The sequence below is a fragment of the Streptomyces sp. NPDC058086 genome, from assembly GCF_042885015.1.
Classification (GTDB): Bacteria; Actinomycetota; Actinomycetes; order Streptomycetales; family Streptomycetaceae; genus Streptomyces.
This window is the reverse complement of record NZ_JBHVST010000108.1, coordinates 23,508-37,023: the sequence shown is the minus strand read 5'-3', so window position 1 is coordinate 37,023 and position 13,516 is coordinate 23,508. Positions and strand designations below refer to the sequence as shown.

At 71.9% G+C, this 13,516-nt stretch carries 11 protein-coding genes; 6 read left to right on the top strand and 5 right to left on the bottom strand.

Annotation, left to right across the window (positions count from 1 at the left end):
• Window positions 1-193 precede the first annotated feature (193 nt).
• The 3 genes from ACFVWD_RS47180 (at window position 194) to ACFVWD_RS47170 (ending at window position 3,761) form a co-directional block, all read left to right on the top strand.
• Window positions 194-2,119: a hypothetical protein gene (locus tag ACFVWD_RS47180; protein ID WP_389604486.1), complete on the top strand. Its 1,926-nt coding sequence runs from the start codon at window positions 194-196 to the stop codon at window positions 2,117-2,119.
• A complete protein-coding gene (locus ACFVWD_RS47175; protein ID WP_389604484.1) occupies window positions 2,116-2,832 on the top strand; it encodes a DUF6250 domain-containing protein in 717 nt (238 codons plus the stop codon). Before ACFVWD_RS47180 ends, ACFVWD_RS47175 begins: the two co-directional genes overlap by 4 nt.
• A gap of 143 nt (window positions 2,833-2,975) precedes the next feature.
• Entirely contained in the window at window positions 2,976-3,761 is a 786-nt protein-coding gene (locus tag ACFVWD_RS47170; RefSeq protein ID WP_389604488.1) for an SGNH/GDSL hydrolase family protein, read from the top strand.
• A 317-nt stretch (window positions 3,762-4,078) separates the two neighbouring features.
• On the opposite strand, the gene ACFVWD_RS47165 is transcribed toward ACFVWD_RS47170, so the two are convergent.
• From ACFVWD_RS47165 to ACFVWD_RS47150, 4 genes are all read right to left on the bottom strand, one after another.
• Window positions 4,079-4,678, bottom strand: coding sequence for a TetR/AcrR family transcriptional regulator (locus tag ACFVWD_RS47165; RefSeq protein ID WP_389604483.1), 600 nt, complete (start codon window positions 4,676-4,678; stop codon window positions 4,079-4,081).
• Window positions 4,679-4,724: 46 nt separating this feature from the next.
• Window positions 4,725-5,144, bottom strand: a complete 420-nt coding sequence (locus ACFVWD_RS47160; RefSeq protein WP_168498241.1) for a hypothetical protein — start codon at window positions 5,142-5,144, stop codon at window positions 4,725-4,727.
• Between the two features lie 146 nt (window positions 5,145-5,290).
• Entirely contained in the window at window positions 5,291-6,517 is a 1,227-nt protein-coding gene (locus ACFVWD_RS47155) for a Glu/Leu/Phe/Val dehydrogenase dimerization domain-containing protein (protein WP_389604487.1), read from the bottom strand.
• A 20-nt stretch (window positions 6,518-6,537) separates the two neighbouring features.
• Complete coding sequence (locus ACFVWD_RS47150) at window positions 6,538-8,199, bottom strand: 5-guanidino-2-oxopentanoate decarboxylase (protein WP_389604481.1); 1,662 nt, start codon at window positions 8,197-8,199, stop codon at window positions 6,538-6,540.
• Between the two features lie 120 nt (window positions 8,200-8,319).
• On the opposite strand from ACFVWD_RS47150, the gene ACFVWD_RS47145 reads away from it, so the two are divergent.
• Window positions 8,320-8,793, top strand: coding sequence for a hypothetical protein (locus tag ACFVWD_RS47145; protein WP_389604479.1), 474 nt, complete (start codon window positions 8,320-8,322; stop codon window positions 8,791-8,793).
• On the opposite strand, the gene ACFVWD_RS47140 is transcribed toward ACFVWD_RS47145, so the two are convergent.
• A complete protein-coding gene (locus ACFVWD_RS47140; RefSeq protein WP_389604478.1) occupies window positions 8,738-9,313 on the bottom strand; it encodes a carboxymuconolactone decarboxylase family protein in 576 nt (191 codons plus the stop codon). The genes ACFVWD_RS47145 and ACFVWD_RS47140 overlap by 56 nt on opposite strands.
• A 234-nt stretch (window positions 9,314-9,547) precedes the next feature.
• On the opposite strand from ACFVWD_RS47140, the gene ACFVWD_RS47135 reads away from it, so the two are divergent.
• Both ACFVWD_RS47135 and ACFVWD_RS47130 read left to right on the top strand, forming a co-directional pair.
• Complete coding sequence (locus ACFVWD_RS47135; RefSeq protein ID WP_389604477.1) at window positions 9,548-10,795, top strand: MBL fold metallo-hydrolase; 1,248 nt, start codon at window positions 9,548-9,550, stop codon at window positions 10,793-10,795.
• A 665-nt stretch (window positions 10,796-11,460) separates the two neighbouring features.
• A complete protein-coding gene (locus ACFVWD_RS47130) occupies window positions 11,461-13,512 on the top strand; it encodes an ATP-binding protein (RefSeq protein ID WP_389604476.1) in 2,052 nt (683 codons plus the stop codon).
• Window positions 13,513-13,516: the final 4 nt, after the last annotated feature.

Below are 13,516 nucleotides of genomic sequence, written 5' to 3'. Positions count from 1 at the left end.
GGTCCGGCCCTCGGCGTTTCTCCACGCGTCCCGGCGTGGTCATTTCATGATCGGCACATTGCGGTCTTGTGGCACCGGCGCACGAGGTGTCGACACGGTGCGAGAGTGACGCCACAGTGATCTCCGTAAGCGCTTTCTGTGTCTTCGTCGACGGCATCGCGGCCGTCGTCGCCACCACAAGGAGCACGCCATCGTGAGACCTCGAAGACTCGGCGTCACCGCCGCCGCCGCGCTGCTGGCCCCACTGGTCGCCGCGCCCTCGCACGCCACCGAACAGCATCCGCCGCCGCGCCGGATCGTGGAGAACCTGGACCGCGGCCTGGTCGCCGTCCCCTCCGGCAAGGGCACCTTCCTGAGCTGGCGGTTACTCGGCACGGAGTACGCGCTCCCCCAAGTTCTCGGCTCCGCTCGAACCGGGGGTACCCCCACCGGGGACGCGATCGCGTTCAACGTGTACAAGGGCGGACGGCGGCTCAACCAGGCGCCGGTCACCCGCTCGACCACATACCAGGACGACAGCCGGGGCACCGGCACGTACACCGTGCGTGCCGTCGTCAACGGCCATGAGCTGAAGCCGAGTTCGGCGGCGCTCGACTTCGCGAAGGGCTACGCCGAGATTCCGCTGGCCGCCGCCGACGGATACACCGTGCAACACGCCTGGCCCGGCGACCTCGACGGCGACGGACGCTACGAACTCGTCGTCAGCCGACTCGCGCAGACCCGTGACAAGCCCGACCTCCTGGAGGCGTACACGCTCACCGGCGCGCGGCTGTGGCGCGTCGACCTCGGCCCGGGCTCGTACACCCAGGCCGGCGGGAACGGCGCCAACGACCCCGCGCCCGCCGCGATCAGCGGCTCGACGGCGATCGGCGGCTACCGCAACGACGACAACGTCACCGTGTACGACCTCGACGGCGACGGCAGGGCCGAGGTGCTGGTGCGCACGGCCGCCGGGACCACCTTCGCGGACGGCGCGAAGGTGACCGCCGACTCGCCCGCCGACCAGTTCATTTCGGTGATCGACGGGGAGACGGGCGCTGAGCGCACCCGGCAGCCCGTGCCCGACGACCTCGTCGCCGACGGCCCCTCCGGCGGACACTTCGGCATCGCGTACCTCGACGGCGTACACCCCAGCCTCGTCACGAAGTTGGTCACCCGGGTCGGCGCCAAGCGCGGAGCCTTCCGGATCCTCTTCCAGACCTGGGACTTCAACGGCACGGATCTGAAACGGCGTTGGAAGTACGTCGTCCCGGCCGGCAGCGGCGCCACCAGCTTCCACCAGATCCGGACCGTCGACGTCGACCAGGACGGCAAGGACGAGATCGCCGACGGCAACTACGTCGTGGGCAGCGACGGCACGCTGCGCTATGTCGTCGACGGTGCCGGACACGGCGACCGTTTCGACATCGCCGACCTCGACCCCGACCGGCCGGGCCTGGAGGGCTTCGCGATCCAGCAGTCCGAACTGGGCGTCGTGTCGAACTTCCCCTGGTACTACTACGACGCCGACACCGGTCAGCGCCTGGTGACCGGCGAGCACCCGGCCGACCCGACGAGCGAGGCCGACCTCGACGTCGGCCGGGGCAGCGCCGCCGACATCGACCCCGACCACCCCGGCTACGAGTACTGGACCTCCACCGCCGACGTCACCCGCCCCGGCGCGGGCGTCTTCAACGTCCAGGACGGAAAGATCTCCACGACCACGCCCAGCGTCAACTTCCGCATCTGGTGGGACGGCGACAAGGGCGCCGAGCTCCTCGACTACACGCATGTCGACAAGTGGGACCCGAAGACCGAGACCAGCACGCGCCTCTTCGACCCGGCCGGCGTCGTCTCCGGCGCCCGCAACGCGACCCCGTTCTACGGCGACCTCCTCGGCGACTGGCGCGAGGAGATCCTCGCCGAGACCGGCGACCACACCGCGCTGCGTCTGTACACCACCACCGAGCCGACGAAGACCCGTATCTACACGCTCGCCCAGAACCCCGGCTACCGCCTCGGCTGGACCGTGCGCGGCTATCTCCAGTCGACGTACACGGACTACTACCTGGGCACCGAGACCCGACGGGTGCCGAAGCCCGCCATCACCACCGCCGCCCGCACGGAAGGAACCTCATGACCACCCGCAGAGCCTTCGCGACCCTCGCCGCCGGTGCCGCGCTGTCGACGCTCGCGCCGGCCACCACCGCGAGCGCCTCGCCGCGTCACCGTCGCGGACGGCTCATCGCCCACGACGGCTTCCGTCGCGGCCTCGGCCAGTGGGCCACCGAACTGCAGGACGGCGGCACGGTCACCGCCTCGCACGGCGTCCTGGAGATCGACGTACCGAGCGGTGCGACGGTCTGGTTCAAGCAGAGGCTCGAAGGGCCCTACGTCATCGAGTACACCGCCACACCCGTCTCCGAGGGCGGCGCCAACGACCGGGTCTCCGACCTCAACAACTTCTGGAACGCCGTCGACGTCCGTTCCCCGGACGACCTCTTCGCCACGCCGCGCGGCGGCGCCCTGGCCGAATACGACTACCTGAAGACGTACTACGTCGGATACGGCGCCAACACCAACACGACCACGCGGCTGCGCCGGTACGTGGGGGAGCCGGGCGTCCGCCCGCTCGTCTACGACTACACGGAGCCGCTGCTCACGGCCAACGAGCCGAACCGTGTCCGCATCGTCTCGGACGGCTCCACGGTCCGCTGGTGGAACAACGGACGGCTGGTCTTCGACTACGGCGACCCGGAGCCGTACACGAGCGGGCACTTCGCGTTCCGGACCACATGGAGCCACTTCCGGATCGAGGACTTCCAGGTGTGGCGGCTGTTCAACCACTCCTGAGAGGGCCTTATTCCGGGTTCACCGACACTTTACGAGTGGCTTATCTCACCACCCGTCAACCCCTTCCTACGGTCGCGTAGCTCACATCGAAAGGTGAATCATGGGCCGATGTGGCAGACGATTCGAAGAGTGACAACAGATCAGTGATCGGGTCGTACGTGGCGGTGGGGGACAGCTTCACCGAAGGCGTCGGCGACCTCGGCCCCGACGGGGCCTTCGTCGGGTGGGCCGACCGGTTCGCGGTACTTCTCGCCGACCGGCGGCCCGAAGGCGACTTCACCTACACGAACCTCGCCGTACGCGGAAAGCTCCTCGACCAGATCGTCGAGGACCAGCTCAGGAGCGCCAAGGAACTCGCCCCCGACCTGGTCTCCTTCTGCGCGGGCGGCAACGACATCATCCGGCCGGGCACCGACCCCGACGAGGTCGCCGAGCGCTTCGAGCGCGCGGTCGCCAACCTCACCTCCGCCGTCGGCACCGTCATGGTGACGACCGGCTTCGACACCCGTACCGTCCCCGTGCTGAAGCATCTGCGCGGCAAGATCGCCACGTACAACGGGCACGTACGCGCCATCGCGGACCGGTACGGCTGTCCGGTCCTCGACCTGTGGTCCCTGAAGACGATCCAGGACCGCCGCGCCTGGGACGGCGACCGCCTGCACCTCTCACCCGAGGGCCACACCCGGGTCGCGCTGCGCGCCGGCCAGGTCCTCGGCCTCGAAGTGCCCGCGGACCCCGACCAGCCCTGGCCTCCGCTGCCGCCCCGCGGCACCCTCGAGGTCCGGCGTGACGACATCCACTGGGCACGCGAGTACCTCGTCCCGTGGATCGGGCGCCGACTGCGCGGGGAGTCCTCCGGCGACCACGTGGCCGCCAAGGGCAGTCTCTCGCCGGACGACATCAAGATGCGGATCGATTCGGTGGCCTGAACGACGTGTCCCCGACGTGCCGGTGGCTTGGAGGGAGTGGGCGCGGGCCCGGCCGAACTCGCCGCCGCGCCCGCGGCCCTTGTGGCGCGGCGGGGTCGTCGTGCGTCGACATGGCGCGGCGGTTGTCGCCGGGCCTGGCCGGCCGTGCCCCGTACACGCCTCGGCGGTGGGCGAGCCGACGCGGGCGGGAGTGAGCCGGCGGCCGACGAGGTGAACGGCCCGGGGGTGGGCCGGTCGCAGCCGGACCGACCCGCTCGGTGGGCGGTGGAGCGGCGACCGTCGACCGAACCGTCCAGGCGCGCGCCCCGGCGCGCGTCTCAGCGCACCGCCGCCGCCAAAGCCTCCCGCGCGAGCCCCAGTTCCCGGGCGAGCGCCTCGTCCACCCACTCCTGGGCCCGTGCCCGCGACACCGCTCCCGTGTACGCGGTCATCTGCACGGCCAGTCCGTCGAGCAGCGCCGTCAGCCGCAGGGCGGCGTCCGGGGGATCCGGGCACTCGAACTCGCCGCCCGCCACTCCCTCCGCGATCACCTCGGTGATGGCGGCCTTCCACTGCTTGTCGAGATCACGCGTGACCTCCTGAAGCGCGGGATCGCGCAGGGCGACCGCCCAGCCCTCGATCCACAGCCGCCAGCCCTTGGCCTGGCCGGTCGGCGCGTACCAGCGCACGGCGGCGCGCAGCCTGCGCAGCGCCGACGTACGACGGCCGAGCAGCTTGCGCAGATGGGCGAGGTCGTCCTCGGCCGCGTAGGTGAACGCGGCGGCGACCAGCTTCTCCTTGGTCGAGAAGTGGTACAGCACCAACGCGTTGCTCACCCCGAGCACCGAGGCCACGTCGGCGATCCGCACCGCCGCCACGCCCCGCGCCTCGATCTGCTCGATGGCGGCGCGCAGCAACTCCTCGCGCCGTTCCGCCACGCTCAACCGCACCCTTGCCACGCGGTAACCCTAATGCTCGGCAGGGTCAGTCGACGAACTGGTAGTCAAACCGGATGCGGCCGTCCTCGTCGAGGACCAGGAACTCCCGGCCGCCGCCCGTGGCACGTCCCTCTCCGGTGTGGAAGGACTCCCAGCGGAACGTGATGACGTCCCGCAGCCGTTGGGCGGGTTCCTGGATCCGGAAGACGTAGGTCCCCGGGGCGACGAAGTCGTCGTAGGCGCGCGTCACGCGCGTGTGCAGTTCGTCGTGGCCACGGGCCTCCAGGACGGCGGTGGTGAAGCCGAGGTCCACCGCGGTGTCCCGCATCTGCTGAGGCGGCCGGAGGACGTGCAGACCGTCCTGAGCCCAGAGTTCGTCCACGGTCTTGCGGCGGATCTCGGGATCGGGCTCGTTCCAGACGCCGATGTAGCGCTCGATCAGGTCCTGCGGGTCGATGGTGGGCATGGATACTCCCGGTACGAGTCGGACTTGGTGTGGGGAGGGGCGGTCACGCGTGCTCGCGCGCCCTCGCTCCACCGACTCTGCTGTCACCGGCCCCGCGCCTCAATTCCCCAGGAGGAATGACGGGAGGGCCGCGAGGCGGGTGCCCGTCAGCGGTACCACCCGAACCGCTCCGCGATCACCGGCAGCCGGTCGGCGACGATGGCGTGCGCCGCGGCCCGCGGTGTCGTCCCGTCGGCCTCCGCGCGGGCCAGCATCCGGTCGATCAGGTCACGCATGGAGCGCCGGGTGTACGCGAACGCCTCGTCCGCGTCCGCGCCGATGTCGCCGAAGAGCGTCCACCACCACCAGGCGTTCGTCCCGGAGTTGACCACGACGTCCGGCAGCACGACGACCCCGCGCGCGGCGAGCAGCTCCTCCGCCTCGGGCAGTACGGGCATGTTGGCCGCCTCGACGATCAAGCGGGCGCCGATCCCGCGCTGGTTCTCGGTGTCGATGGCGTACGAGACCGCCGCGGGAACCAGCACCTCCGCGTCCACGGACAGCCAGGCGTCGCCCGGGAGTTCCTGGTCGGCCGGGCGCAGCGCGCCGCGGTCGACCGTCCCGTAGGCGTCCCGCGCCGCGAGCAGCGCGTCGACGTCGAGCCCGTCCGGGTTCGCGATCGTGCCCTTGACGTCCGCGACGGCGACGATGTCGAGGCCCGCGCGGGAGAGGAAGCGGGCCGTGGCGCCGCCCATGGTGCCCAGGCCCTGCACGGCCACGCGCGTCCCCGCGTGCGCCACCCCGGCCCGGTCCAGGGCCGCGAGCACCGACTCGGCGACACCGCAGCCGCCGACCAGTTCGTCGAGCCCGATCCCGTCCACGTCGACCGCGAAGGCGTCCGCGAGCCGCCGACGGGCCGTCGACTCGTCGTCGAGCAGCGGGTACACGGCCTGGATGGACGAGACGAGCCCCGCCTCCTCGGCGGCCCGGTCGACCAGGTCCTGGGTGAGCCCGAGGTCCTCACCCGTGGTCCAGAAGCTCTCGATGTAGGGGCGCATGGCGCGCAGATAGCGCACCAGCAGGCCGTACGCCGCCGGGTCCTGGGGATCGCAGTCGATGCCGCCCTTGGCACCGCCCAGTGGGATGTAGCGGCCCTCGGGGTTGTAGTGCAGGGCCTCCTTCATCGTCATCCCGCGGGCGAGCCCGGCGACCTCGTCCAGGGTGCAGCCCGCGCGCATCCGCAGGCCGCCGCTGGAGACGCCCCGGACGAGCCGGTCGACCACGAGATAGCCCGGTCTGCCCGTGACGTGGTCGGTCCAGGTGAGCGTGATCAGGGGCGCGGTCGAAGGCGGGGTGAGCGGCGCGGCCGACAGTGCGGTCGAAGGCGTGGTCATGGGCGTAGTCACGGGCGTGGTCATGGGGTCTCCTCGGGGACGGCGATCAGGGTGGGACCAGGCGTGCGCAGCGCCTCGGTGAGGGCGAAGGCCAGCTCGTCGGGGTGGCACACGCGTGTGCCCTGTCCTCCGTAGGCGCGGGCCAGGGCGGGCAGGTCGACCGGAGCGAGGTCCACCGCGGTCGGGCGGTCACCCCGTGCGGCCATCTCGTCGCGGATCTCTCCGTAGCCGCCGTTGTCGAACACCACGACGGGCAGCGGGAGTCGCAGCTGCGCGGCGGTCCCCAGCTCCTGCACCGTGAACTGGAGGCCGCCGTCCCCGCTCAGTGCCACCACCTGGCGCTCCGGGCACGCCACCTTGGCACCGAGCGCCGCGGGCAGCGCGTAGCCGAGCGTGCCGAAGCCGGTCGGGTGAAGATAGCGTCCCGCCGGGCCCAGCGGGAGGTGCGGGAGCGCGCCGTAGTAGCAGCACTGGGCACTGTCCGAGGTGATGACCGAGTCGTCGGCCAGGACGGCGCGGATCGCCCGCAGGTAGGGGATCCAGCGCGCGTCGCGCGCGGCACTCCCGGCGTATCGCGCGTCCCGCACCGCGGCGACCTCGTCGACGTCGGTTCCGCCTCGTGGGTCGGGGATGTCGTGTCGCACGCGCGTGTGGAGGCCCATTTCCGACAACAGCCCCTCCAGGGAGGCCCGTGCGTCGCCGACGAGCGCGATGTCCGTGGGCAGCCCGGAGTGCATCTGGTCCGGGTCGAGGTCGGCTCGGACGAGCGTGCCCCCGAGGGCGGTCGGCGGCGACCAGAAATCGGACTCGGCCAGTTCCGTGCCCACGGCGAGGACGACATCACGACCCGCCAGCCACTTCTGCACCGACTCAGTGTGCAGCGAGACGCCGAGCGAGAGCGGATGCCGCTCGGGAACGACGCCCTTGCCGTTGGCGGTCGTCACGACGGGCGCTCCGCACGCCTCCGCGAGGGCGAGACAGGCGGTCGCGGCGCCGCGCGCGCCACCGCCGAGCACCAGTGCGGGCCGCCGCGCCTCCCGCAGGGCGCGCGCGGCCAGTCGTACGGCCTCGGCGTCCGGCAGCGTCGGCGCTGCGGCCGGGGCGAGCCGCACCGGCCCGGCGGTCTCGGCCGCCGTCAGCAGGTCCAGCGGCACCTCGAGGTGCACGGGCCGCGGCCGCCGCGTACGGAAGAGGGTGAACGCGCGCGCCACGGCGGCGCCGATCTCCGCCACCGAGGAGACCCGGTGACTGAACGCGGCGACGCCCCGCAGCGCCTCGGTCTGGCTGCGCATCTCGTGCAGCAGCCCGGTCGCCAGCCGGGGGTGGCGCAGGGGCATACCCGGGGAGACGACCAGCAGGGGCACGCTGTCCGAGTAGGCCTGCCCGACGGCGGCCGTGACGTTGAGGAGCGCGGGACCGGTGGTCGTGATCACGACACCCGGGTGGCCCGTCACGCGCGCGTACCCGTCGGCGGCGTACCCGGCGCCCTGTTCGTGGCGCGGGGTCGTATGCCGTATGCCGTACGCCGCCAAGTGCCGGTAGATCTCCAGGTTGTGCGTGCCGGGGATGCCGAACGCCTGCGTCACGTCATGCGCGGCGAGCGCCCGGACGAGCGCCTCGCCACCGGTGAGCACGCCAGTGAGCACGCCGGTGCGCGGGCCGGTGCGCGGGTCGGCCTCCATGGTGCCTCCAAGTGCGGAACGAGCGGCGCGACCGAAGACCCACCAGAACCCTTACTGAATCACCAGTCAGTATCGGGAGCGGTCCCGAAGTCTGTCAATTTACTGAACGGATCATCAGTAGTGGGTCTGCGGCGCGTCGCCCGTCCGGCCCGTCGAACCCGCTCCACGGAAGCCTCGGTTCCCTCGCGTCTGCAGGGCGAGGCGCCGGCGTACGGGAAGGGCGCGGTGCCGCACGAGGAACAGCGCGCCGAGGTGATCCAGGCCCGGGCCGACGAGATCGGGCGCCGTCAGCGCGACGGAGTGCTCGGCGAGCGGCTCGACGCCGGACTCCCGCGCCCGCTGAGTTTCGCCGCGGTCGGATGTCCGCGGCTGGTGCCCCAGGTCACGCGCATGATGACCGGGCTGGACGCGGACGATCCGCGGGTTCGCCAGCGGTGGGCGGACGTCCTGCGCACGGTGGGCGGGGCCGTGGAGGAGCGGGCGCGCGAGCGGCAGGGGCCCGCCCGGGCCGGCCCTCCCGGGGCCCCGCGGGTGTCCGCTACTTCTCCGAAGGCGCCTGGTCCGCGGCGGCCGGCAGGTCGCACGAGTCCTTGAAGCCCTGACTGGTCAGCCCCAGCGCCGAGTTGATGCGCGAGCGCAGGTTCTCCACCGCCACCATGGCCGTCAGTTCGACGAAGGCGGGCTCGCCCAGGCGGTCGCGCAGCCGGTCGGCCAACTCGTCCCGCACGGCGGGCGGGGTGGCCGTCACGGCCTCGGCGTACTCCAGGACGTCCCGCTCCAGCGGCGTGTACGCCTCGCTCTCGCGCCAGCACGGCACGTCCAGCAGCTTCTCGCGGGCCATTCCGCGCTCGCGGCTGACCCAGTAGCCGAAGTCCATGCACCAGGAGCACCCGATCGACGCGGACACGGCCATCTCCGCGAGCGCCTTGAGGTCCGGGTCCAGCGCGTTCCACTTCGCGACCGAGCGTTCGAAGGCGAGATCGGACCGCAGGACACGTGGATTGTGGGCGAGTGCCCGGCCGGGGTCGAGGACCTTTCCGTAGGTCCGCTTGGAGTACCACTCCATGACGCGGAAGAAGATGGTGCGCTGTGGGGTTAGGGAAACGCGGGCCATGGGGGCCACCTCCGTGTCCGGGTCGGGTGCCGCGTTTCGGCGCCCTCACCGAGACGACGGACCGGCACCCACGGATGTGACATCGGGTCCCAGGCGTGTCACCCCAGGCGTGTCACACCGGGGCCCGGACCTCGCGGTGTGTACCGGGGACATCGCGCTGTGACACCGTCGACCCGGCGCTGTCAGAGGGGCCGACCATAATGGAAAGCCTGACCGACTCCACTTGGAGGTACCGTGACCGGTTTCCGTACGTTGAGCTCCGGGCTCCGCGCGTTGCAGCCCGCCGCCTTCGGCGCGGACCCCGGCGGTGAGCGCATGGAGCGCATCCGTAGATCGCCGAATTTCGCGGATGGTGTGTTCCAGAACCCGGTGAGCGCCCGGACCCGCCCCGACGGCTCCATGCTCGAGTTCGCGAAGGTCTTCTTCCGCAAGGAGGAGCGCGCCCACCGCGCCCCCGCGGGCACGGTGCCGGTGTACCCCACCACGCTCGCCGACCTCGCCAAGCCCGCGGCGAGCGGGTTGCGGATCACCTGGATGGGGCACTCCAGTGTGCTGGCCGAGATAGACGGGCACCGGGTGCTGTTCGACCCTGTATGGGGCGAGCGCTGTTCCCCCTTCAACTTCGTCGGGCCCAAGCGGCTGCACCCGGTGCCCCTGCCGCTGGCCGCGCTCGGCCCGGTCGACGTCGTCGTCATCTCGCACGACCACTACGACCACCTCGACCTGCCCACCATCGAGGCTCTGGCCGACACGGACACGGTCTTCGCGGTGCCGCTCGGCGTCGGCGCCCACCTGGAGCACTGGGGCGTCTCGCCCGACCGGCTGCGCGAGCTGGACTGGAACGAGAGCACCAAGGTCGGCGGCATCTCCCTGACCGCGACACCCGCCCGGCACTTCTGCGGCCGGGGCCTGCGCAACACCCAGCACACGCTCTGGGCCTCCTGGGTGGTGACGGGTGACGAGCACCGGATCTACCACAGCGGGGACACCGGCTACTTCGAGGGCTTCAAGGACATCGGCGCCGAGCACGGCCCGTTCGACATCACGATGATCCAGATCGGGGCGTACAGCGAGTTCTGGCCCGACATCCACATGACGCCCGAGGAGGGCATGCGCACCCACCTGGACCTCCAGGGCGGGCGACCCACTGGCGTGATGCTGCCCATCCACTGGGCCACGTTCAACCTGGCGACCCACCCGTGGGTGGAGCCCGGCGAGGGCACGATGGCCGCCGCGCACGCGGTGGGCGCCAGCGTCGCGCTGCCCCGCCCCGGCCAGCCCTTCGAGCCCACCGCCGAGACCGTCCCGTCCGAGCCCTGGTGGCGCGGTGTGGCCGTGCCACCGAAGGGCGGCTGGCCCGCGGCGCAGGTGGTGCGGGCCTCGACCCCCGAGTCGGCGGAGGTTCAGAACACCCCGGCCGGTGATGGACTCGGAGACACGGCCGAGGGCACGGGAGAGCCCGAGACCGTTTCGGCGGGCTGACAGTGCCGTAGGAACCAGCGGACGGCCAGGGCCGAGAAGCAGTCGGCTCCTGGCCTGGTCATCCTGCGCACGCCTACGAGAATCGGATCGCGCTGAGAGCCGTGCGGCCCGAGCATTCGACCTCCTATCCTGAAAACAACGAGGCGAGGGATCTGTGCTGAACGAGAGCTGGATGGTGAAGTGGGGCACTGAATGAAGAGGCGCCTCTCCGGAGACACGGCTCGCTAGAAGAAGTGCGCACGGCCGGTGACGAGCCGCGACACGTATCCGGGGGCACCGGAGAGCCGGAGACGGTGTCCGCGAGCCGAATTTCCTGAATGTCCGATCGACGGCGAGGGCCGGGGAGCGAGTTGCTCCCCGGCCCTCGCCGTTTGTTCGCGACCGGTTCTGACCAGCTCTGATCGGATCGGTGATGCAAGGGAACGTGCGTCCGAGAGGGATATCGGTCTGTCGTACGAGGCCTCATACCAGAGCGGGACGCCTTCCGGGGGAGTTTGTCAACTGCCCACCGCACATGATGGCTTGGCGACTACTGTCAGTTGCCGTCGGGCGACGCAGGGCCGATTTTTTCGGCTCTCTCGACCGGCATCGCGATGGCGCACGCCCGAGTCGCGCAGACCCGCGGGAGCCCCCGTGGCCCCCGACGCACCAGTACGAGGACGCAGATGTCTCACCTCCGCGCACCGGCCGCACGCGCAGACCGCCGTGAGGGCGGGCGGCACGGGCGGCCGGTCGCCCGCACGGTTCCCCCACAGCCCGAGACCCGCCTACGGCCCCAGTTGCTGCGCCTGGCGGTCCTGCCGCCGATCGCGGTGGCGCTCAGCGGGTGTGCGGCGGTGCTGTTCATCGTCCGCTCCACCGGCGTACGCCCCGGCGCAGTCCTGTGGGCGGTGCTCGCCGGCGCCGGCTGTGTGGCCCTCGCGGGCATCCTGATCGCCGCCGTGGGCGCCGACCGGGCCGCCACGTCCGTACGGGAACGCATCGGCGCCCTGCGCCGCGCCAGCGCCCGTACCGAGGCCGACCTGCGCGTCGTCGTCGAGGGCCTGCGCCGGGGCGAGAGCCCTCCCGCGCCCAAGCCGCGCCACCGGCTCAAGCCGGACGCCGACGAGTTCGAGCTGCTCGCCGCCGACCTCTCCCGCGCGCACGACGGCGCCGTCACCGCCGTCGTGCAGGCAGCCCAACTCTCCAGCCAGGCGGGCAGCGAGCAGAAGGTCGAGGTCTTCGTCAATCTCGCGCGGCGGCTTCAGTCCCTCGTGCACCGCGAGATCTCGATCCTCGACGAGCTGGAGAACGAGATCGAGGACCCGGACCTGCTCAAGGGCCTCTTCCACGTCGACCACCTCGCCACCCGCATCCGCCGGCACGCCGAGAACCTCGCCGTGCTCGGCGGCGCCGTCTCACGCCGTCAGTGGAGCAACCCCGTCTCCATGACCGAGGTGCTGCGGTCCGCGATCGCCGAGGTCGAGCAGTACTCGCGGGTCAAGCTGGTACCCCCGATCGACGGCACCCTGCGCGGGCACGCCGTCGCCGACGTCATCCACCTGCTCGCCGAACTCGTCGAGAACGCCACGGTGTTCTCCGCCCCGCACACCCAAGTGCTGCTGCGTGCCAACCTCGTCACCTCCGGCCTCGCGGTCGAGGTCGAGGACCGGGGCCTGGGCATGCCCGTGGGTGAACAGGAGAAGATGAACGCGCTGCTCACCGACCCGGATCAGGTGAATGTCGCCAGCCTCCTCCAGGACGGCCGGATCGGTCTGTTCGTGGTGTCCCAGCTCGCCCGGCGGCACGGCATCCACGTACGGCTCCAGACCAACATCTACGGCGGAGTCCAGGCCGTACTCGTCGTACCGCAGGCGCTGTTGGGCGCGGCGCCGGGCGCCCCCGGGGACGTATCGCAGGCGCAGCCCCAGCCGACCTGGCAGCCCAAGCCCGGCGGCCCGCGTCCGTCCGCCGGACCACAGGCCGGGCCGACCGCGCCCGTGCCGTCCGCCGGCGCGATGGCGGCCTCCGTGCCGCGGCAGGTGCAGCGGGACCAGACGCCGCCCGCCGCGCTCGGCACGGGCGGCAGCGGCCCGGCGCCGCTCCCCGTGCGCGGCGCCCGCGCGGAGCGGCCCAACCCGGCCGAGGCCCTGCCCGGCATCCGCCCCGACGACCGGCCCGTGGTCGCGGAGAACGCGGCCATGCCGCCCACCCCCCGCAACGGCGCGGTGCGCGGCACCATGGGCAAGCCGCAGCTGCCCAAGCGGCGCGCCCAGGAGCACATCGCACCCCAACTGCGCGACGGGCCCGTGCCCCGCCAGGATCCGGAGCAGGTCGTCGGCCACGACCCTGGCCTGATGGCGGCGTTCCAGCGGGGGATCGGGCTCGCGGAGGCCCAGCACGCCGAGGAAGGGCGCACGGAGGCACCGCATAGGGGAGCACCGCACCTGGAGCGGCCGCACCCCGATCTGCCGAACTCCGACCTGCCGCATCCGGACCCGCCGCACTCGGACCTGCCGTATCCGGACGCGTCGCACGCGGATCTGCGGCACCTGGCCCCGTTGCCGCCGCTCGATGTGATCCGCGTCGACCAGACGTCCACGGGCGCGCCCCGCATATCCGACACCCACACGGCGCATGCGCCCGCCCCGCGCGAGGCGCACGGGACCCGCGACAGCGCACCCGCGCCCGGACACGACCACACGGCCCGGCACGACGGGAGCACAACGGCCGGATGACCAC

Excerpts from the sequence above, each read along its gene's own strand:
- ACFVWD_RS47175 (WP_389604484.1), top strand. The coding sequence starts at position 2,116 with ATGACCACCCGCAGAGCCTTCGCGACCCTCGCCGCCGGTGCCGCGCTG.
- ACFVWD_RS47160 (WP_168498241.1), bottom strand. The coding sequence starts at position 5,144 with ATGCCCACCATCGACCCGCAGGACCTGATCGAGCGCTACATCGGCGTC.
- ACFVWD_RS47155 (WP_389604487.1), bottom strand. The coding sequence starts at position 6,517 with ATGACCACGCCTTCGACCGCACTGTCGGCCGCGCCGCTCACCCCGCCT.
- ACFVWD_RS47150 (WP_389604481.1), bottom strand. The coding sequence starts at position 8,199 with ATGGAGGCCGACCCGCGCACCGGCCCGCGCACCGGCGTGCTCACTGGC.
- ACFVWD_RS47140 (WP_389604478.1), bottom strand. The coding sequence starts at position 9,313 with ATGGCCCGCGTTTCCCTAACCCCACAGCGCACCATCTTCTTCCGCGTC.
- ACFVWD_RS47130 (WP_389604476.1), top strand. The coding sequence starts at position 11,461 with ATGTCTCACCTCCGCGCACCGGCCGCACGCGCAGACCGCCGTGAGGGC.